The 19047-nt window shown below is 61.0% G+C and carries 16 protein-coding genes and 1 pseudogene; 9 read left to right on the plus strand and 8 right to left on the minus strand.

Going from position 1 to position 19047, the window contains the following annotated elements; translation table 11 throughout:
- The first annotated feature begins 244 nt into the window (after positions 1 to 244).
- Positions 245 to 2383, plus strand: a complete 2139-nt coding sequence (gene katE, locus C4J94_RS00355) for a catalase HPII (protein WP_124384493.1) — start codon at positions 245 to 247, stop codon at positions 2381 to 2383.
- Positions 2384 to 2483: 100 nt separating this feature from the next.
- On the opposite strand, the gene C4J94_RS00360 is transcribed toward katE, so the two are convergent.
- Genes C4J94_RS00360 through zur form a run of 4 tightly spaced genes read right to left on the minus strand, consistent with a single transcriptional unit; the run spans position 2484 to position 5289 of the window.
- Complete coding sequence (locus C4J94_RS00360) at positions 2484 to 3203, minus strand: PA5502 family lipoprotein (protein WP_124384494.1); 720 nt, start codon at positions 3201 to 3203, stop codon at positions 2484 to 2486.
- Between the two features lie 37 nt (positions 3204 to 3240).
- Entirely contained in the window at positions 3241 to 4029 is a 789-nt protein-coding gene (gene znuB / locus C4J94_RS00365; protein WP_124384495.1) for a zinc ABC transporter permease subunit ZnuB, read from the minus strand.
- Positions 4022 to 4807, minus strand: coding sequence for a zinc ABC transporter ATP-binding protein ZnuC (gene znuC, locus C4J94_RS00370; RefSeq protein WP_124384496.1), 786 nt, complete (start codon positions 4805 to 4807; stop codon positions 4022 to 4024). The genes znuB and znuC overlap by 8 nt, the downstream gene beginning before the upstream one ends.
- Positions 4807 to 5289: a zinc uptake transcriptional repressor Zur gene (gene zur / locus C4J94_RS00375; RefSeq protein WP_124384497.1), complete on the minus strand. Its 483-nt coding sequence runs from the start codon at positions 5287 to 5289 to the stop codon at positions 4807 to 4809. Before zur ends, znuC begins: the two co-directional genes overlap by 1 nt.
- Before the next feature lie 58 nt (positions 5290 to 5347).
- Here zur and C4J94_RS00380 point away from each other — a divergent pair, with 58 nt between their 5' ends.
- Positions 5348 to 6277, plus strand: a complete 930-nt coding sequence (locus C4J94_RS00380; RefSeq protein WP_124384498.1) for a zinc ABC transporter substrate-binding protein — start codon at positions 5348 to 5350, stop codon at positions 6275 to 6277.
- 111 nt (positions 6278 to 6388) lie between these two features.
- On the opposite strand, the gene C4J94_RS00385 is transcribed toward C4J94_RS00380, so the two are convergent.
- Both C4J94_RS00385 and C4J94_RS00390 read right to left on the minus strand, forming a co-directional pair.
- The gene (locus C4J94_RS00385; RefSeq protein WP_124384499.1) at positions 6389 to 7342 is read right to left on the minus strand and encodes a homoserine kinase; all 954 of its coding nucleotides are present in this window, start codon (positions 7340 to 7342) and stop codon (positions 6389 to 6391) included.
- 56 nt (positions 7343 to 7398) lie between these two features.
- Positions 7399 to 7689 carry a DUF2782 domain-containing protein gene (locus C4J94_RS00390; RefSeq protein WP_124360643.1) on the minus strand — a complete coding sequence of 97 codons (291 nt, stop codon included), beginning with the start codon at positions 7687 to 7689 and terminating at the stop codon, positions 7399 to 7401.
- A 74-nt stretch (positions 7690 to 7763) separates the two neighbouring features.
- Between C4J94_RS00390 and polA the strand changes: the two genes are divergently transcribed.
- A complete protein-coding gene (gene polA / locus C4J94_RS00395) occupies positions 7764 to 10559 on the plus strand; it encodes a DNA polymerase I (RefSeq protein ID WP_124384500.1) in 2796 nt (931 codons plus the stop codon).
- A 269-nt stretch (positions 10560 to 10828) separates the two neighbouring features.
- Here the strand turns inward: polA and yihA are convergent, their stop codons facing one another.
- A complete protein-coding gene (yihA, locus tag C4J94_RS00400) occupies positions 10829 to 11470 on the minus strand; it encodes a ribosome biogenesis GTP-binding protein YihA/YsxC (RefSeq protein ID WP_124384501.1) in 642 nt (213 codons plus the stop codon).
- A gap of 236 nt (positions 11471 to 11706) precedes the next feature.
- Here yihA and C4J94_RS27705 point away from each other — a divergent pair.
- From C4J94_RS27705 to C4J94_RS00430, 6 genes and pseudogenes are all read left to right on the plus strand, one after another.
- Positions 11707 to 11883, plus strand: a pseudogene (locus tag C4J94_RS27705) (cytochrome); the annotation flags it as partial.
- Between the two features lie 33 nt (positions 11884 to 11916).
- The gene (locus C4J94_RS00410) at positions 11917 to 12528 is read left to right on the plus strand and encodes a cytochrome c4 (protein WP_124384503.1); all 612 of its coding nucleotides are present in this window, start codon (positions 11917 to 11919) and stop codon (positions 12526 to 12528) included.
- 168 nt (positions 12529 to 12696) lie between these two features.
- Positions 12697 to 13332 carry a thiol:disulfide interchange protein DsbA gene (gene dsbA / locus C4J94_RS00415; protein ID WP_124360647.1) on the plus strand — a complete coding sequence of 212 codons (636 nt, stop codon included), beginning with the start codon at positions 12697 to 12699 and terminating at the stop codon, positions 13330 to 13332.
- A gap of 10 nt (positions 13333 to 13342) precedes the next feature.
- A complete protein-coding gene (locus C4J94_RS00420; protein ID WP_124384504.1) occupies positions 13343 to 14221 on the plus strand; it encodes an endonuclease/exonuclease/phosphatase family protein in 879 nt (292 codons plus the stop codon).
- A complete protein-coding gene (locus C4J94_RS00425) occupies positions 14218 to 16272 on the plus strand; it encodes a diguanylate cyclase (protein ID WP_124384505.1) in 2055 nt (684 codons plus the stop codon). Before C4J94_RS00420 ends, C4J94_RS00425 begins: the two co-directional genes overlap by 4 nt.
- 88 nt (positions 16273 to 16360) lie before the next feature.
- A complete protein-coding gene (locus C4J94_RS00430) occupies positions 16361 to 17137 on the plus strand; it encodes an N-acetylmuramoyl-L-alanine amidase (protein WP_124384506.1) in 777 nt (258 codons plus the stop codon).
- A 117-nt stretch (positions 17138 to 17254) separates the two neighbouring features.
- Here the strand turns inward: C4J94_RS00430 and C4J94_RS00435 are convergent, their stop codons facing one another.
- A complete protein-coding gene (locus tag C4J94_RS00435; protein ID WP_124384507.1) occupies positions 17255 to 19042 on the minus strand; it encodes a KinB sensor domain-containing domain in 1788 nt (595 codons plus the stop codon).
- Positions 19043 to 19047 lie beyond the last annotated feature (5 nt).

The following is a 19047-nucleotide window of genomic DNA, read 5'->3' on the forward strand; positions in this document are numbered from 1 at the left end:
CATGGAAAAGGGATCAGCGGTTAGCCGGGCGCGCATTTTAGCCTGTCCAACCAACGTTTCTTAGCATTTATTTCGTATCCGTCCAGCGATTTGGCAATAACGAGACCGAAGGTCATAAAAAGGGAACGGCTCATAACCCTGTCAGTCACTACTTGAGCAATACGATGTCTCGGGTGCCGTGCCCGGGGCTTCATTCAAACGAGCCGGGGACCGCCTGGCCACTTTGACTAAGGAGTTTTGACTGATGAGTACCAAGAAGCCAGGCACCCCGAAGAGTGAACTCGCGGGTACCGATACCCTGGACCGAGGCAATACCAACGTCAAATTGCAGGCGTTGGAAGAATTCCGTTCCGATGCGACCGGCCAGGCCCTGCGCACCAACCAGGGCGTGAAGATCTCTGACAACCAGAACACCCTGAAAGTCGGCGCCCGTGGCCCTTCCCTGCTGGAAGACTTCATCATGCGTGAAAAGATCACGCACTTTGACCATGAGCGCATCCCGGAGCGCATCGTGCATGCTCGCGGTACCGGCGCCCATGGTTATTTCCAGAGCTACGGCGACCATTCGGCGCTGACCAAGGCTGGTTTCCTACGTACGCCGGAGCATAAAACTCCGGTGTTCGCGCGTTTTTCCACGGTGCAGGGCCCGCGCGGTTCCGGTGACACCGTGCGCGACGTGCGCGGCTTTGCCGTGAAGTTTTTCACCGACGAAGGCAACTTCGACCTGGTGGGCAACAACATGCCGGTGTTCTTCATCCAGGATGCGATCAAGTTTCCTGACTTTGTACACGCGGTAAAACCTGAGCCACACAATGAGATTCCTACCGGCGGCTCGGCGCACGATACGTTCTGGGATTTTGTTTCGTTGCAGCCGGAGTCGGCACACATGGTGATCTGGGCCATGTCTGACCGCGCGATTCCAAAAAGCCTGCGGGCGATGCAGGGTTTTGGCGTGCACACCTTCCGCCTGATCAATACCGAGGGTAAGTCGAGCTTCGTCAAATTCCACTGGCGGCCGAAGGTCGGCACTTGCTCCCTGGTGTGGGACGAAGCGCAGAAGCTTGCCGGTAAAGATACCGACTACCACCGTCGCGACCTATGGGAATCGATCGAAAGCGGCGACTACCCCGAGTGGGAGCTGGGCGTGCAGATCGTCGCCGAAGAAGACGAACACAAGTTTGACTTCGACCTGCTCGACCCGACCAAAATCATCCCCGAAGAGCTGGTGCCGATCACCCCGCTGGGCAAGATGGTGCTCAACCGCAACCCGGACAACTTCTTCGCCGAAGTGGAGCAGGTCGCGTTCTGCCCAGGCCATATTGTGCCGGGTATCGACTTCACCAATGACCCGCTGCTGCAAGGCCGTCTGTTTTCCTACACGGATACCCAGATCAGCCGACTGGGCGGGCCGAACTTTCATGAAATCCCGATCAACCGTCCGGTGGTGCCATTCCACAACGGCCAGCGCGACGCGCAGCATCGCACCATTATCGACAAGGGGCGCGCGGCCTACGAGCCCAACTCCATTGATGGCGGCTGGCCGAAGGAAACCCCTGCGGGCCCGACGGATGGTGGCTTTGAGACCTACTATGAGCGCGTCGATGCCAACAAGGTGCGCGAACGCAGTGAATCGTTCGGCGACCATTTTTCCCAGGCCACGCTGTTTTTCAACAGCATGAGCCACCACGAGAAAGAGCACATCATCGCGGCCTACAGCTTTGAGCTGGGCAAGGTGGAGCGTGAGTTTATCCGTGCGCGCCAGGTCAACGAGATCCTGGCTAACATCGACCTCGAACTGGCCAAGCGCGTGGCGCAGAACCTGGGCCTGCCGGCGCCGACCAAAGGCACCGTGCCTGCGCGAGAAACATCGCTGAAGGCGTCGCCGGCATTGAGCCAGGTGAATCTGCTGTCCGGCGATATCAAGACCCGCAAAGTCGCGATTCTGGCGGCTAACGGCGTGGACGGTGCGGCGATCGATGCGCTCAAGGCTGCGCTTGAGGCTGAAGGCGCGCATGCCAAGCTGCTGGGGCCGACTTCGGCGCCTGTGAACACGGCCGATGGCAAGACCCTGCCAGTGGATGCGTCGATGGAGGGCATGCCGTCCATCGCGTTTGACGCGGTGTTTATCCCGGGCGGCAAGGACTCGGTGAAGGCGCTGAGCGGCGACGGCGTGGCATTGCATTACGTGCTGGAAGCGTACAAGCACCTCAAGGCGATTGCGGTTGCCAGTGACGTGAAGCCTTTGTTGGATCTGCTGAAGCTGGAGGCGGATGCGGGGTTGATCGTGGGGGCGGATGCCAAGGCGTTCAAGGCGTTCTTTGCGGCGATTGCCCAGCATCGGGTCTGGGATCGGGAGCCTAAGGCCAAGGCGATTCCGGCTTAGTTTTTTGGTTGTTTGTTAGATCGCCATCGGGGGCAAGCCCCCTCCCACATTTGAATTGTGAATGCATTCAAGTGTGGGAGGGGGCTTGCCCCCGATGCTTTTAGTCTGCCTTGCGCGGAATGAGCACAACCTGCGCCGGAATGTGTTTCAAGATCTGCCGGTGGATCTTCAGTTCATATCCCGCATCGATGCGCTTCACCCGTTTGGTCAGCAACGTGGCCAGCCACGGGTAATCCTGGGTGCGTGGCACCTGGATGCTCACGTCGCACTGGTAATTCACCACGTCGGTGGCGATGGCGTCCAGCTGATGGCGCATGGCTTCGACATCCGCCAGGTTCAACGCCACGGTGGTGCTCGGCGCTGCCGGGTCGATGACTTTGGCTGCCGGCTTGGCTTCGGCAGCTTTCAGGGCGGCTTCGGCCTGATCCAGCTCGGCTTTGCGCGCATGGCTGATGGCGCTGTTGACGCCGCCAGTCAGGGCCGGGGCCTTGGGCATCAGGGCGCGGGCACGGCTCAAGGCTGTGGCGGCGGCGTTGACATCACCCTTTTGCAGCACGATCTGGCTGCGCTGCAGGTAGGCTTCGGTCAATTGCCGCTGGTAAGCCTCAAGCGCCGGATCGTTGGGCGATTGGGCCTGCAGCGAGGCGAGCTGGTCTTCGGCCGTGGCCAATTCGCTGCTGGCCAGGTTTTGTTCCAGCTGTGCGATGGCCGCAGCGCGCGGGTCCGACGCTTGGGGAGCGGCGGGCGGTGTGCTTTGACAAGCGCCCAGCAGCAGGGAAAATGCGGCAAGGAGCAGATAACGGAAGGTGAACGGCTTCATTCCTGCGACTCTCTATTTGCGCAAAAAGCGAGCAAGTCTACACCCCTCGACGGGGCAGGACAAAACTCAGCAGAAACAGGGCGGCCGCCGACACCACAATCGACGGCCCGGCCGGCGTGTCCTTGAACCACGACAACGCCAGGCCTCCACACACTGCCAGCATGCCCAACAGGCTGGCGCCGATTGCCATTTGTTCCGGCGAACGAGCATGGCGCTGAGCGGCGGCTGCCGGAATGATTAACAGCGATGTGATCAACAATACGCCGACAATCTTCATCGCAACAGCGATCACCACTGCGATCAACAACATCAGCGCCAGGCGCAGGGCTGGCACGGGCAGCCCTTCCACCGTGGCAAGTTCCTCGTGCACGGTGATTGCCAGCAGCGGGCGCCACAGGCTCACCAGCAGCACCAGCACGGCCGCGCTGCCGCCGAGAATCCAGGCCAGATCGCTAGGACTGATCGCCAGCAGGTCGCCAAACAGGTAGGCCATCAGGTCGATGCGCACTTCATGCATGAAACTCAGCACCACCAGGCCCAGGGACAAGGTGCTCGGCGCGAGGATGCCCAGCAGCGTGTCGGAGGCCAGCGGCTGGCGCTGTTGCAGCGTTACCAGTAACACCGCCAGCAGCAGGCAGCCGACGGTGACGGCGATGGTCGGGCTCACGTCCAGCAGAAAGCCCATGGCCACGCCGAGCAGCGCGGCATGGGACAAGGTATCGCCAAAGTACGCCATGCGCCGCCAGACCACGAACGAGCCCAACGGGCCGGCCACCAACGCCAGAGCCAAGCCTGCCAGCAGGGCGTAGAGCAGAAAATCAGCCATGCTTGCAGCTATCTCCATGAACATGAGGGTGGGGGGCGGCGGGGTCGTCAACCACGGCGCCATGCAGATCATGGGCGTGGTCGTGGTGGTGATGGTAGATCGCCAGGCTTTGCGCGTTCTTACCGAACAGTTCGACGAACGCCGGGTCGCCGCTGACCTGTTCCGGGTGGCCGGAACAGCACACGTGACGGTTGAGGCAGACCACCTGGTCGGTGGTGCTCATTACCAGGTGCAGGTCGTGGGAGACCATCAACACACCGCAACCGTGACGGTCGCGCAGACGGGTGATCAGGCTGTACAGCTCGGCTTGGCCGGCGACGTCGACGCCTTGCACGGGTTCATCGAGCACCAGCAGCTCCGGTTCGCGCAACAGGGCGCGGGCCAGCAGCACGCGCTGCATTTCGCCGCCGGAAATGCTTTGCACCGGGCTGTCGATCACCTGTTCGGCGCCGACTTCCTTGAGAGCCGCCTGCGCACGCGCACGGTCGACCCCAGGCACCAGGCGCAGGAAGCGCAAGACTGAAAGCGGAAGAGTGGGGTCCACATGCAGCTTCTGCGGCATATAGCCCACGCGCAGTTTGGGCTTGCGCCATACGCTGCCGCGGTCAGGCTTGAGCAGGCCCAGCACGGCGCGCACCAGAGTGGTCTTGCCGGCGCCATTGGGGCCGATCAGGGTAACGATCTGCCCCGGCTCCACGCTCAACGCGATGTTATCCAGCACGTTTTGCCCGGCGAACGTGACCCCGACCTGTTCCAGGCGGATTAACGCGTTGCTCATCAAGCCCCCTGACAGCCCGAGCACAGGCCGACCACTTCGACCGTTTGCCCTTCGACGCTGAAACCCACCTCGACGGCGCTTTTAATGATCGCGTCGCTGATGCTTTTTTGCTCAAGCTCGATGGCGGCGTGGCACTGGCGGCAAATCAGGAACTGGCCCTGATGCGCATGTTCCGGGTGGTTGCAGCCCACAAACGCATTGAGCGATGCGATGCGATGCACCAGGCCGTTTTCCAGCAGGAAGTCCAGCGCTCGGTAAACCGTGGGCGGCGCGGCGCGGCGGCCGTCCTGTTCGCTGAGTACGCCGAGGATGTCGTACGCGCCCAGCGGCTTGTGGCTTTGCCACACCAACTCCAGCACGCGTCGACGCAGCGCGGTCAGGCGCAAACCCTTCTGTGCACACAGGGTGTCGGCCTCCGACAGCGCGGTGTGAACGCAGTGAGAGTGATCGTGGGGACGACTGGCAAGCGGTGTTATAGGCATGAGCGGCGACAGATATTTGATAGAGACGTTATTATGTTACCCGTTCCTACGCCATTGAGTGGTCATCGTGTCCCGACTTTTTCCCGTTTTTGTCGTATTTGTCACCAGTTTGTTCTTGGCTGGCGCCGCTCAGGCCGAGGTGAAGGTGCTGACCAGCATCAAGCCGCTGCAGTTGATTGCCGCTGCTGTGCAGGATGGTGTGGCGGTTCCGGAAGTGTTGCTGCCGCCGGGTGCGTCGCCGCATAACTTCGCGTTGCGCCCATCCGACGTACGGCGGGTGCAATCGGTAGACCTGCTCTACTGGATCGGGCCGGACATGGAAACATTCCTGCCGCGCGTGCTCAAAGGTCGTACGACGACAACGGTGGCCGTGCAGGACCTGCCAGGCATGAAACTGCGCCGTTTCGGCGAAGATAGCCACTCGCATGCCGACGAAGCGGACGAACATGACCACGATCATCGCCCAGGCAGTGTGGACGCTCACTTGTGGTTGTCGACGGTGAATGCGCGGGTGATCGCGGCGCGTATGGCCGCTGACCTCAGTGCGGCCGACCCGGCCAACGCCGAGCGTTATCAGAGCAACGCGAAGGCCTTCGAGGGTCGCCTGGATGCGCTGGATGCGCGCCTGAAGAAACGTCTGGCGGGCGTTGAGAACAAACCTTACTTTGTATTTCACGAAGCCTTTGATTACTTCGAAGACGCTTACGGCTTGAAGCACGCCGGCGTGTTCGCCGTTGCGGCCGAAGTGCAGCCGGGCGCGCAGCATGTGGCCGCGATGCGTACGCGTTTGCAGGAAGTGGGCAAGACCTGTGTATTCAGCGAGCCGCCGTTGCGACCGCGCTTGGCTGAAACGCTGGTGGCTGGCTTGCCGGTGAAGCTGGCGGAACTGGACGCGCTGGGTGGCTATACCCCGGCGACTGCTCAAGGTTATGAGCTGGTGTTGGAAAAGCTGGGCAATGACCTGGCCGGCTGCCTGGAATCGCTCTAAATGTGGGAGGGGGCTTGCCCCCGATAGCGGTGGGTCAGCCAGCAGATGTATCAGCTGATCCAAAGCCATCGGGGGCAAGCCCCCTCCCACATTTTTTAACCTCGTGTATCTTTAGAGCGCGAACGGCAGGTGGACGCTTACCTGCTGACGCTGCATCAGCCGATGCTCGAACTCTGCCGGGTCATGGATCAGCACATCCTGTCCGGCAAACGCCTGCGCGGCGATCAGGCGCGACAGCCAGAACCGCACACAGGCCACTCGCAGCAGGGTCGGCCACAGCTCGGCTTCCTTCGCGGTAAACGGCCGCAGCCCCGCGTAAGCGCCCAGCAACGCACGGGCGCGCTGACCGTCAATCACGCCGTCGGCATCCGAACACCAGTCGTTCAGAGCGATGGCCACGTCGTACAGCATCGGCCCCGAGCAGGCGTTGTAGAAATCGATCAGACCCGTCAGGTGCGTGCCTTCGAACATCGCGTTATCGCGGAACAGGTCGGCGTGCACGTTGGCGCGTGGCAGGGCAAGGATCTGCGCCTTGTGGGCTTCGATCTCGCCCAAGGCATCCTGCAGAAGGCGCTGTTGCGCGTCGTTCAAGTGTGAAAGCAGCTGCGCGCCTTCGCTGAGCATCCAATCCAGCCCGCGATCGGTCTTGCGTTCCAGCACCTTGTCGCCCTGAGTCGCCAGATGCAGGTGACCGAGCAAGTCGCCGACCTGGGCGCAATGCTGGGCGTTGGCCTCCTTGATGTGCTTGCCGGCCAGGCGTGGCTGCAACAGCGCCGGTTTGCCGGCCAGCGTGCGCAGGGCGACGCCGTCGGTGGTGCGCAGGGCGTAGGGCACGGGCAGGTCGGCGTCGTGGAGCACGTCGAGCAGTTCGATGAAGAACGGCATCTCAGCGACGGGGCCACGTTCAACCAGGGTCAGGACGAACTCGCCCTGTTCCAGGCTGATGAAGAAGTTGGTGTTTTCGCTACCGGCGGCAATCCCCTGGAAATCAAGCAGGCGGCCGAGCCCGTAAGGGGCAAGAAAGGTTTCCAGCTCGGGCCGAGCCAGGGGGGTGAACACAGACATGGTTAAAACTGCCGTTACGGGCGCCGCTCAGGGCGGCGCCGGTTGAAGTTAGGGAATCATTTCCATTCGAAGATCTTCCATGACGGGATCAGCATATCGGGCTGGTCAGAACGGATGAAGTTCGCGTCGGTCCCGTCCGCACGCACCAGGAAATACGGTGGTGCACCTTTGGGCGTGACCTTGATGGCGTACAGGAAGCCGTTCTGGCGGTACTCCTGGATCGTCTTGTCGCCTTCCGTGCGAATGGTCACTTCCGGATCGGCCGAGGGGGCATCGTCTGCCGCCATGGCAGCCATCGGAGCGAGTGCAATCAAGCCAGTGAACAGCAGGCGATTGAATGTACGCATGATAACCTTGTCCCTTTGTTTTCATTGGTCCGGCTATTCTAGCGCCTGACCCGCCGAAAAGGTTGATCCTGCTCATGAGCCAAGCGCCCCTCGTCCTGGTGGACGGTTCTTCTTATCTGTACCGCGCCTTTCACGCGCTGCCACCGCTGACCACCTCCAAAGGCCTGCCGACCGGTGCGGTCAAGGGCGTGCTGAACATGCTCAAGAGCCTGCGCAAGCAATATCCAAACAGCCCGTTCGCCGTGGTGTTCGACGCCAAGGGCGGGACCTTTCGCGATGAAATGTTCGCCGAATACAAGGCCAATCGCCCAAGCATGCCTGATGACATGCGCCTGCAGATCGAGCCGCTGCACCAGAGCGTGATCGCCCTGGGCTTCCCGTTGCTGTGCGTCGAAGGCGTGGAGGCCGATGACGTGATCGGCACCCTGGCCCGCAGCAGCGCCGCCGCTGACCGTCCGGTGGTGATTTCCACTGGCGACAAGGACATGGCGCAACTGGTGGACGGGCACATTACCTTGGTCAACACCATGACCGGTAGTTCGATGGACATCGAGGGCGTAAAGGAGAAATTCGGCGTCGCTCCGGAGCAGATCATCGATTATCTGGCGTTGATGGGCGACTCGTCCGACAACATCCCTGGCGTTCCGGGCATCGGCCCGAAGACCGCCTCCGGTTTGCTGGTGGGTGTGAATGGCGGCCTGAAAGAGCTGTATGAGCAGCTGGACATTGTGCCGAGCCTGCCGATTCGTGGTGCCAAGACGCTGCCGGCCAAGTTGGAAGAACACAAGGAAATGGCATTCCTGTCTTATCGGCTGGCGACGATCAAGATCGACGTGCCCCTGGATATCGGCCTGGACGACTTGCACCTGATCGAGCCGGATCGCGAAAAGCTGCTTGAGTTGTACACGCTGCTTGAATTCAAGAGCTGGTACGAAGAGATCCAGCGCGATACCAAGCGGGTCGAACTCAAGGCGGCAAGCGAGGTTGCGCCGGTTGCCGAGGCGCCCGTCGAGGCGGTGATATCGGTGCCGGTGGAGACGGTCTACACCACCATCCTTGACCAGGCCACGTTCGATCTCTGGCTGAAGAAACTCCACGATGCGCCGTTGTTTGCCTTCGATACCGAAACCACCGGGATTGATGCGCACCGGGCGCAGTTGGTAGGGGTTTCGTTCGCGGTGCAGCCGCATGAAGCCGCATATATCCCGCTGGCGCATGCCTATCCCGGCGCGCCGGAGCAATTGGACCGTGACACGGTGCTGCTGGCCTTGAAGCCATTACTGGAAGACCCGACCAAGCTCAAGGTCGGCCAGCACGCCAAGTTCGACATGAATATCCTGGCCAATTGCGCCATCGGTGGCGACCCTGCAGAGGGCATCACCGTGCGCGGCATCGCGTTCGATACCATGCTCGAATCCTACGTGCTGAACTCCACCGCGACGCGCCATGACATGGACAGCCTGGCGAAGAAATACCTGGACCACGACACTGTGAGTTTCCAGGACATCGCCGGCAAGGGCGCCAAACAGCTGACATTCGACCAGATCGCCCTCGAACAGGCCGGCCCCTACGCGGCCGAAGATGCCGATGTGACGTTGCGCCTGCACCAGAAGCTGCACGCGCAGCTGGCGGCGATCCCGAGCCTGGCCAGTGTGCTGACGGACATCGAAATCCCGCTGGTGCCGGTGCTGGCGCGTATCGAGCGCCAGGGCGCCTTGGTCGACAAGGACCTGCTTGGCATCCAGAGCATCGAGCTGGGCAACAAGATGGTCGAGCTGGAGCGCCAGGCATTCGAGATCGCGGGTGAGGAATTCAACCTGGGTTCGCCCAAGCAGCTTGGGGCGATTCTCTACGAGAAACTCGGCATGCCAGTGTTGAAAAAAACCGGCAAGGGGCAGGCCTCCACCGCTGAAGAAGTGCTGGCCAAACTGGCCGAAGATGATTTCCCGTTACCCAAGGTACTGATGCAGTACCGCAGCATGAGCAAGCTGAAAAGCACCTACACCGACCGCCTGCCGGAACAGATCAACCCACGCACCGGGCGTATTCATACCTCTTACCACCAGGCGGTGGCGGCGACCGGGCGTTTGTCATCCAGCGATCCGAACCTGCAGAACATCCCGGTGCGCACCGCCGAAGGGCGACGCATTCGCCAGGCGTTTGTCGCGCCCAAGGGCTATAAGCTACTGGCCGCGGACTATTCGCAGATCGAACTGCGGATCATGGCGCACCTGTCCAAGGACGAAGGGCTGATGAATGCCTTTCGCAACGATCTGGACGTGCACACCGCCACGGCTGCCGAGGTGTTCAAGGTTGAATTGACAGAGGTCACGTCCAACCAGCGCCGCAGTGCCAAGGCGATCAACTTCGGCCTGATCTACGGCATGGGCGCGCAGAAGCTCGGCAAGGACATCGGCGTCGACACCAAGACCGCCAAGGCCTATATCGATGTGTACTTTGCCCGCTACCCCGGCGTGCGTGAGTACATGGAGCGCACCCGTGCCCAGGCGGCGGACCAGGGCTATGTGGAAACCTTCTTCGGGCGCCGCTTGTACTTGCCGGATATCAACTCCAACAAGCCTCAGGACCGCGCGGCGGCCGAACGCACCGCGATCAACGCACCCATGCAGGGCACGGCAGCGGACATCATCAAGAAAGCCATGGTGAAGGTGGACAACTGGCTGACCGAGTCGGGCCTGGACGCCAGGGTGATCCTGCAGGTGCACGATGAACTGGTACTGGAGGTCCGCGAAGACCTGATCGCAGAGGTCAGCGAGAGGATCCGCGAGCACATGAGCGGCGCGGCGCAGTTGGACGTGCCCCTGGTGGTGGACGTGGGCGTTGGCGATAACTGGGACGAGGCTCACTGATTATGCGGCTTCGCCATTACCTTGGGTGATGGCGAAGCGCTTTAGAATGGAAACCGCTGTCAGTTATTTCCAAGTGTTTTTTCAACCTTTCGGAACTTAACCTGTGAACCGCCACTCAGAGTTACTGAATGGGTGGTGAAGCCCTTCAATGCTCCTATGTTGTGTTAAGTGTTGGCAGATATCTGGACCCCGCCCTAGCGGTCCGGAACTTGGACCCCGAACTTCCCCTCCCCATACGAAGTCCGGGGTTTTTTTTGCCTGCGCAAAAGTTACTCGGCGACTTCCGCGCCCTTGTCGGCCAATTCCATCCAGCCCGCCAGTACAGTGTAGGCGTCTTCCAGGCCCAGGCGCTTTGGCGCCGAGAACAGTTGGATGGTGATTGCATCGCCCCAGCCCTTGCGGATTTCGGACTGCACTTTGAGCAGGGTGTTCTTGGCTGCGCCGTAGGTGAGCTTGTCGGCCTTGGTCAGCAGAATATGCATCGGCATGCCGCTGGCGACTGCCCAATCGAGCATCAACAGATCGAAATCGGTCATTGGATGACGGATGTCCATCATCAGGATCAAGCCCTTCAAACTCTCCCGGCCACCCAGGTAAGCCTCCAGGTGACGCTGCCAGTGCAGCTTCAGCGGGATAGGAACTTTTGCATAACCGTAGCCCGGCAGGTCGACCAGACGCCGATCATCGTCTAGCTTGAAGAAATTGAGCAGTTGCGTGCGACCTGGGGTTTTCGAGGTGCGTGCAAGGCTGGCATGGGTCAGGGTGTTCAGTGCGCTGGACTTGCCGGCGTTGGAACGGCCGGCAAAGGCAACTTCAAAGCCTTCGTCATCGGGGCATTGGTCCACTTTGGCGGCGCTGAGCATGAAGGTGGACTGTTGGCACAGGCCGAGGATGGGATTCTTGAGTTGCATGAGATTTCCGATGTGGGCGGTGCCGAAAAAGGGTGCGGCAAGCGGTGTCGTTTCCGTTTCAGTAGCGCCAGTATATAATGCCGCAGATTTTGTGTGTGCTTTGTCCCAGCGAAGGATGAAGTTCACGGGAGCGAAAGACCTTCATTGCGCATTAGAACGCAAAACGCTCTCAAACCCTGAAAAGGTCGATGTATGGCCGGATGGTGACTCGCTTCGGTGTCCTGGGCGCACGTTAGGGCGACAAGGCTACACAGGAACCGGAAGCGCTGTACAACCGAGTTTGCATGGTCACGCTGGCGCAACGCGTGACCCGGGGTTTCAAGGCAATGCCGCCGCGTGGTTTGTGCATGGACTGCAGTACTGAGGATTACCAGGCCATCAGTGAATTGATGGTGAGTAAACCCGGTAGATAACTCTTAAACCCTTAGCCGTAGTTGGATTAGCTGATGAACAAACTGATCGTGAGTCTGCTGTTGACCTTGGGCATCACCGGTGTTGCCCATGCTGCAGGCGACGCTACCGCGGGGCAGGCGAAAGCCGCCGTGTGTGGTGCTTGCCATGGACCGGACGGTAACAGCCCGGCGCCGAACTTCCCCAAACTGGCCGGCCAGGGTGAACGCTACCTGACCAAGCAGATGCACGACATCAAGGATGGCAAGCGCGTGGTGCTGGAAATGACCGGCTTGCTGGCCAATTCCAGCGATCAGGACATGGCTGACATTGCGGCGTATTTTGCCAGCCAGAAAGGCAGCGTGGGAGCTGCCGATCCGAAACTGGTCGCCCGTGGCGAGAAGCTGTTTCGTGGTGGCGACCTCGACAAGGGCCTGCCCGCCTGTACCGGCTGCCATTCGCCCAATGGCGCAGGCAACGCCGCGGCAGGCTTCCCGCACCTAAGCGGCCAGCACGCTACCTACATCGCCAAACAGCTGACCGACTTCCGCAAGGAAGAAGCCGGCCGGGCAAACGATGGCGACGCAATGACCATGCGCACCATCGCCCGCAAATTGAGCGACGAGGACATTGCGGCAATCTCCAGTTACATCCAGGGCTTGCACTGACAGCCTGCAACGTTAACGCTCGATTAATCCATCGATGCAAGCATAAAAAGGGTGGCTCAGGCCGCCCTTTTTTGTGGCTGCTGCCGTTACACTAACGAACTCATGTCCGCGTAGACCTGTCACAACTAAAGGTCGCGTGAGGCGACTTTATTTGTCCAGGAGTAAAGCATGCGTAATCTGATCCTCAGCGCCGCTCTCGTCACTGCCAGTCTCTTCGGCATGACCGCACAAGCTGCCGACGTGCCGCTTGAAGCCGGTAAAACCTACGTCGAATTGGCTAACCCGGTGCCTGTTTCGGTACCCGGCAAGATCGAAGTGGTGGAGCTGTTCTGGTACGGCTGCCCGCATTGCTACGCCTTTGAGCCGACCATCAACCCCTGGGCCGAAAAGCTGCCCAAGGACGTGAACTTCAAACGCATTCCAGCCATGTTCGGCGGCCCATGGGATGCCCACGGCCAACTGTTCCTGACCCTGGAAGCCATGGGTGTGGAGCATAAGGTCCACAACGCGGTGTTCAACGCGATCCAGAAAGAAGGCAAGCGCCTCACCAAGCCAGACGAAATGGCTGACTTCGTTGCCACCCAAGGCGTCGACAAGGACAAGTTCCTGGCCACCTTCAACTCCTTCGCCATCCAGGGCCAGATCAAACAGGCCAAGGAACTCGCGCAGAAGTATGGCGTACAAGGCGTGCCGACCCTGATTGTCAACGGCAAGTACCGTTTCGACCTGGGTAGCACCGGCGGCCCTGAAGAGACTCTGAATGTTGCCGACCAGCTGATCGCCAAAGAGCGCGCAGCCAAGTAAGGGGCTCGCCATGCGCCGCTGGGGTACCGAACGCGTCGTAGGCCTGCATGACCCGCAGGTCAACGAACATCACCTGGAATCCACAGGCCTGCCGGCGGACAGCCGCTTGCGCCTGCTCAGCTTCAATATCCAGGTGGGTAACAGTACCGAGAAATATCGGCACTACCTCACGCGTGGCTGGCAGCACGTGCTGCCGCACAAAGGGCGCACCACGAACCTGCAGAAAATCGGCGACCTGCTCAGCGACTTCGATTTGGTCGCTCTGCAGGAGGCCGACGGCGGCAGCCTGCGCTCGGGCTACATCAACCAGGTGGAGCACCTGGCCCAGCTCGGCGCCTTTCCCTACTGGTACCAGCAACTCAATCGCAACCTCGGGCGCCTGGCGCAGCACAGCAATGGTGTGCTCAGTCGCTTGAAGCCGACCGTCATCGAGGATCACCCTTTGCCGGGCCCCAAGGGGCGTGGCGCTATCCTCGTGCGCTTTGGAGAAGGTCCGGAAGCGCTGGTGGTGGTGATGATGCACCTGGCCCTCGGCGGGCGTACGCGCAACCTCCAGTTGGCCTACGTGCGCGACTTGATTGGCAACTACAAGCATCAGGTACTGATGGGTGACATGAACACCCACGCCACTGACCTGCTGCAGAATTCCCCACTGCGCGACCTCGGCTTACTGGCGCCGCAAGTCGAAGCCACGTTTCCCAGCTGGCGTCCGCAGCGCTGTCTTGACCATATCCTGCTCAGTCCGAGCCTCACACTGGAAAGTGTGCAGGTGCTGGCGCAGCCCATTTCCGATCACCTGCCGGTCGCGGTAGAGATTCGTCTGCCGGGTTCGCTCACGGCGGATGCATTACCCGCGTTGAGTCCAGGCACCGGCGGACCTCTTGCATGAGCGACGACGCCCAGCGCTGGAAAGAAAAATACCTTAAAAGCGTCGAGCAGCAAGACAAACTCGAACGCCGCTGGGCCGCACGTCTGGACCTGCTACGCCGAGGGCTGGTGCGCAGCACGCTGGCGGCTGAAGGTACTGACCGCGCGGTCGATCAATGCATGAAGGAAATGCGCGATGTCGTGCGTACAGACGACATGGACGCTGCCCTCGCCGCCCTGCTGCCGCGCCTGGAAAAGGCTGTGCTGGATTCCGAGCAGCGCCGTGAAACACGGGTTGACCAGATCAGTACTGCTCTTACCGCCCTGGTCGCGCAGTTGCAGAAACTTCCGCTGCCTCGAGAAGTGGCGCGCCCGCTGAAAACCTTCGCCAAGCAGCTCGACAGTCGGGTTGGGCAGGCGCGAGAAATACCGCTGCTGCTCAGCGAGCTGAGCAGCCTGCAAGAGCAGGCACTGCATAACCTGGAGCCAGATGGCGAAACCCCGCGCTCCGGGCCTGGATTATTGCAACGCCTGTTTGGTACGAAAGAGGTCTCCACCGAAACCCCCGCGCCTGAGCCCGACGTTCTGCCTGCGGCAAAACCCGTTGCGCCCAGAGCTGCACCGGAGCCGCTGGAACCCGCTCAGTCCGAGGAGCTGACGCAAGCCTTGCGGGCTTTTGCACCGTTGCCGCAAACAGCAGCCGCCTCCGAGCCTGACCCCGTTGTGCCTGTTGAAGAGCCGGGGTCAGCCAGCGCAACGTTTGAGTATGAAGCGCCTGCTCAAAGGCCGCCTGCGCCGAAACCTGACGCAACCCCCGAACCTGCGGCGCCTGAAGCGCCGGTCGAGGAAACTGCTCCCGAAAGCGCGCTTGCTGCCTTTATCGAAGCGCCGTTAGATCCAGGCGACACGCCTGAAGAAACGCTCATCGGCAGCCTCTCTCTCCCGCCGGTATTGGATGCCGCGGAGCCTGACCCCGATGCATTGCAGTCGGACGGTCTCTACGCCCTGCCCGATTCGCCCGAGCCTTCCTACAGCTCGGTTGCCCAGCATATTGAAGACACCTTGCTCGGCCTGCTGGAAGACCTGTCCCTGCCCGAACGCCACCGGCCCCAGGCCGAAGCCATGCGCGAGCGCCTTGCCCATGGCTTGAACTGGTACGAACTGTTGCCGATCCTCGATGACTTGGCGGTGCTGATGCTGGCCGTCACCGACAGCGGCCAGCATGAGTTCGAGGCTTACCTCAAGCAGCTCAACGAGCGCCTTGAGGCATTCCAGGGTCATCTGCAGGTGGCCAGCGAGGGTCACGCCGACAGCCGCTCCGCCGCGCGGGAGTTGGACACGCAGATCCGCGAACAGGTGGACGGCCTGCAAAGCAGCGTGCAGGAAGCTGCGGATCTGGACAGCCTCAAGCAGGTGCTGGAAAGCCACCTTGAAGGCCTGCTCGGGACCATGGACGAGCACCAGCAGCAACGTGATCAGCGCGAACAGGAAGTGGCCGCGCGCCTCCAGGGTTTGGCAGAGCGGGTGGCGAACATGGAGCAGGAAGCTCAAGGTTACCGCGAGCATTTGGAGATACAGCGCCAGAAAGCGCTGGTCGATCCGCTCACCGGGCTGCCCAACCGTGCAGCCTGGAGTGAGCGCCTGGATCATGAGGTCAATGCCTGGCACCAGCGTGGCAACAGCCTGTCACTGGCCATGCTGGACCTGGACCATTTCAAGCGGATCAATGATGGCTACGGCCACCTGGCCGGCGACAAAGTATTGAAGATCATCGCCAATGTGCTAAGCAAGCGCCTGCGGCCGAGCGACTTCATCGCGCGCTTTGGCGGCGAAGAGTTCGTGTTGTTGATGCCCAACTCAGCCCTGGCCGATGCCTTGGCGGTGGGTGATGCGTTGCGAGCCGCCATCGAGGCCTGCCCGTTCCACTTCAAGGGCGAGCCGGTGACCATCACAGTGTCCATGGGCGTTGCTCAGTTCCAGCCGGGCGAGCGCAGTGACCTTGCGCTCAAGCGCGCTGACGAAGCGCTTTACAGAGCTAAGGCCGCCGGGCGTAACCAGGTGCAGGCGGCATAAAAGATGTTCCATTTTGTGATTTGGCAGCCTGGGATTTGACGTTACGTTACACTGTTGCATTATCGTCCTCTGCGTAATGCCTTCTCTTATGAAATCCCTATACATCGCCTTTGCAGCTCTTTTGCTCGCCGGTTGCTCCAGCGGCCCGTGTTTGAACACCAGTCACCCTTCGATGAACCACGATAACCGCGTGCAGTTCGTCGTGGTCCATTACACCTCGACCAACCTTGAGCGCTCCTTGGCGCTGTTGACCAAGGGGCAGGTCAGTAGCCATTACCTGGTCGGCGATGACGCCTCCGGCACCATTTACAAGCTGGTGGATGAAAGCCAACGCGCCTGGCATGCAGGTGAAAGCGAATGGATGGGGCGCACCTGGCTCAATTCCAGCTCCATCGGTATCGAGATCGTCAACCCAGGCTACAGCGATACCCCGACTGGGCGGGTGTGGTACCCGTATTCCGAAGCTCAGGTGAAATCATTGGTGGTGTTGCTCAAGGACATCAGCAAGCGTAACGGGATCGACCCCAAGAACATCATTGGGCACAGCGACATCGCACCGCAGCGCAAGCTGGATCCGGGCCCGCTGTTCCCCTGGAAGCGCCTGGCTGACGAAGGCGTCGGGATTTGGCCGGATGCCCAGGCGGTCGCTCGATTCCAGGTGCAGTACGCCGCGCAACTGCCGAGCATCCTCTGGTTCCAGCAAGAACTGGCTCGTCTGGGCTACCAGACGCCGCAAACCGGTGAGTTGGATGTGGCCACGCGTCATGTAATCGCCGCGTTCCAGATGCGTTTCCGTCCATCGCTGTTCGATGGAACGCCGGATGCGCAAAGTGCGGCGATCCTGCGCGTCTTGAACCAGCGCTGAATGCCGGCACGTCGTTGTGGCGAGGCAGCTTGCTCCCGCTCGGGTGCGCAGCGCCGTGAGTTTCGGGGCCGCTGCGCGGCCCAGCGGGAGCAAGCTGCCTCGCCACAGAGCACACGCCTACAGAGGCAGGGCCATATAGAACTGGGTGCCCTGCCCCGGCCGTGAGTACACACCCATGCGACCGCCGTGCAATTGCACGATTTCCTTGCACAAGGCCAGCCCCAGGCCGGCGCCGCCTTTCTTGCGGCCCACCTGCACGAAGGGCTCGAAAATGCGCCCTTGCTGGCCGTACGCAATACCTTCTCCGTTGTCCTCGACGCTGACGATCACCCGTTCGCCATGACGTCGAGCCTGTAAGCGAATCTGCCCGCCCTCGGCGGTGTGTCGCAGGGCGTTACCCAGCAGGTTGTCGAGTACGCGTTCCAGTTGTGCTCGGTCGGCATACAGGCGTGGCAGGTCAGATTGGGCCTCCACCAGCAGTTCGATGCTTTGTGCGTTCGCCGGCTCGGCGAATCGGGCCCGGGCATGCTCCAGCAGGTCGGTGACATCGCACGGCCCGAGGGTGAGTTTCTGCAGGCCGTTCTGATAGCGCGAGAAATTGAGCAAATCGTTGATCAGCTGCATTAACCGCTGCATTTCTTCATTGACCGTGTCCAGCAGGTCTGCTTCGCGTGATTCCGCCGGGAACTTGGCCCGCTCGCGGAACAGGCCGAAGGCCATGTGCATACCGGTCACGGGAGTTCGTAGCTCATGGGAGGCGCGCAACACGAACTCACTGCGCACCCGCTCAAAGGCGCGCTGCTCGGTGACGTCATGCAACACCATCACCGCGCCCAGAATGTGCCCCTCAGTATGGCTGACCGGAGTCAGGCTGTACGTCAGCAGGCGCAGCTCGCCTTCGACTTCCACCTCCAGGTCTTCCGGGGCCCGCTCCAGGCTGCCGCCGCGCAACACCAGGTGCAGTTGTTCATCCATTTCCGGGCGGCCCAGTGCTTCGCCCAGGCCCTGGCCGAGGCGTTCTTCGTCCCAGCCCAGTTGGCGCTGCGCGACCGGATTAAGGTGTTCAAGATGACCTTGGCGGTCAATCATCAGCAGGCCGTCGTCAATGCTGTCGAGCACGGCTTGCAGCCGCTGCTGACCAGCGAGCAACTCATCGACATTGGTGGCCTGATGTTGGCGCAACGCCTCGGCCATGATGCCGAAGCGCCGAGTCAGTTGGTTCATTTCCGCCGCCGATGATATCGGTAGCGTCACTTCGAAATCGCCTTGCCCGATTTTGTCGGCAGCCTTGGCCAGCGCTTCGATTGGCCCGCCGAAGCGCCGGGCGATGCCATGCGCGGTCACGAAGCCGATGATCAGCACCGCGAGGCCTACCAACCCCAGCAAGCCGGCGATCAACAACGCACGTTCGCGGGATTGATGCTCGCTCGTACTGATGTTTTCCAACGCCTGCTTGTGGTGGACGATCAGCCCATTGCGCAGGGTATTGAAGGTTTCAGTGAGTTTCTCCTTGCTGCCCGGCGCAGGTGGGTCCTGCTGAGACTGGTCAAAAGCCTCCAACAGATTCTGGTAATCCTCGCGTGCCTGACTGAAACCGTGGGTAAGCCCATCGCGTTGTTCATGGGCGACGCCCTGGTCCAGCAGATCGAAGTAGTGCTGCTTGGAAGCTTGCAAAGCGGCTGGATCCGGGCGCTTTTCGAGCATCATGATCAGTTGGTCGCCCAGGCTCTGGCGCAACTTGAGGCCCAGATCCAGGGTAACGAAGTTGCTGCGAATCAACGATTCCTGGGTCTTGGCCATCTGCATGACGCTGACCAGGCCCAGGATCAAGCCCAGCAGGGCCACGGTGATCAGCGCTGAGATGCTCAGGAATAACCGGGTGCGCAGTTTCATCGCGAGCTTCATGAGGT

It is taken from the genome of Pseudomonas sp. R5-89-07, assembly GCF_003851685.1.
In the GTDB taxonomy this organism is placed as follows: Bacteria; Pseudomonadota; Gammaproteobacteria; order Pseudomonadales; family Pseudomonadaceae; genus Aquipseudomonas.

Excerpts from the sequence above, each read along its gene's own strand:
- zur (WP_124384497.1), bottom strand. The coding sequence starts at position 5,289 with ATGCCTATAACACCGCTTGCCAGTCGTCCCCACGATCACTCTCACTGC.
- katE (WP_124384493.1), top strand. The coding sequence starts at position 245 with ATGAGTACCAAGAAGCCAGGCACCCCGAAGAGTGAACTCGCGGGTACC.
- C4J94_RS00390 (WP_124360643.1), bottom strand. The coding sequence starts at position 7,689 with ATGCGTACATTCAATCGCCTGCTGTTCACTGGCTTGATTGCACTCGCT.
- C4J94_RS00425 (WP_124384505.1), top strand. The coding sequence starts at position 14,218 with ATGAGCGACGACGCCCAGCGCTGGAAAGAAAAATACCTTAAAAGCGTC.
- znuB (WP_124384495.1), bottom strand. The coding sequence starts at position 4,029 with ATGGCTGATTTTCTGCTCTACGCCCTGCTGGCAGGCTTGGCTCTGGCG.
- polA (WP_124384500.1), top strand. The coding sequence starts at position 7,764 with ATGAGCCAAGCGCCCCTCGTCCTGGTGGACGGTTCTTCTTATCTGTAC.
- znuC (WP_124384496.1), bottom strand. The coding sequence starts at position 4,807 with ATGAGCAACGCGTTAATCCGCCTGGAACAGGTCGGGGTCACGTTCGCC.
- C4J94_RS00385 (WP_124384499.1), bottom strand. The coding sequence starts at position 7,342 with ATGTCTGTGTTCACCCCCCTGGCTCGGCCCGAGCTGGAAACCTTTCTT.
- C4J94_RS00360 (WP_124384494.1), bottom strand. The coding sequence starts at position 3,203 with ATGAAGCCGTTCACCTTCCGTTATCTGCTCCTTGCCGCATTTTCCCTG.
- C4J94_RS00435 (WP_124384507.1), bottom strand. The coding sequence starts at position 19,042 with ATGAAGCTCGCGATGAAACTGCGCACCCGGTTATTCCTGAGCATCTCA.
- yihA (WP_124384501.1), bottom strand. The coding sequence starts at position 11,470 with ATGCAACTCAAGAATCCCATCCTCGGCCTGTGCCAACAGTCCACCTTC.
- C4J94_RS00420 (WP_124384504.1), top strand. The coding sequence starts at position 13,343 with ATGCGCCGCTGGGGTACCGAACGCGTCGTAGGCCTGCATGACCCGCAG.
- dsbA (WP_124360647.1), top strand. The coding sequence starts at position 12,697 with ATGCGTAATCTGATCCTCAGCGCCGCTCTCGTCACTGCCAGTCTCTTC.
- C4J94_RS00430 (WP_124384506.1), top strand. The coding sequence starts at position 16,361 with ATGAAATCCCTATACATCGCCTTTGCAGCTCTTTTGCTCGCCGGTTGC.
- C4J94_RS00410 (WP_124384503.1), top strand. The coding sequence starts at position 11,917 with ATGAACAAACTGATCGTGAGTCTGCTGTTGACCTTGGGCATCACCGGT.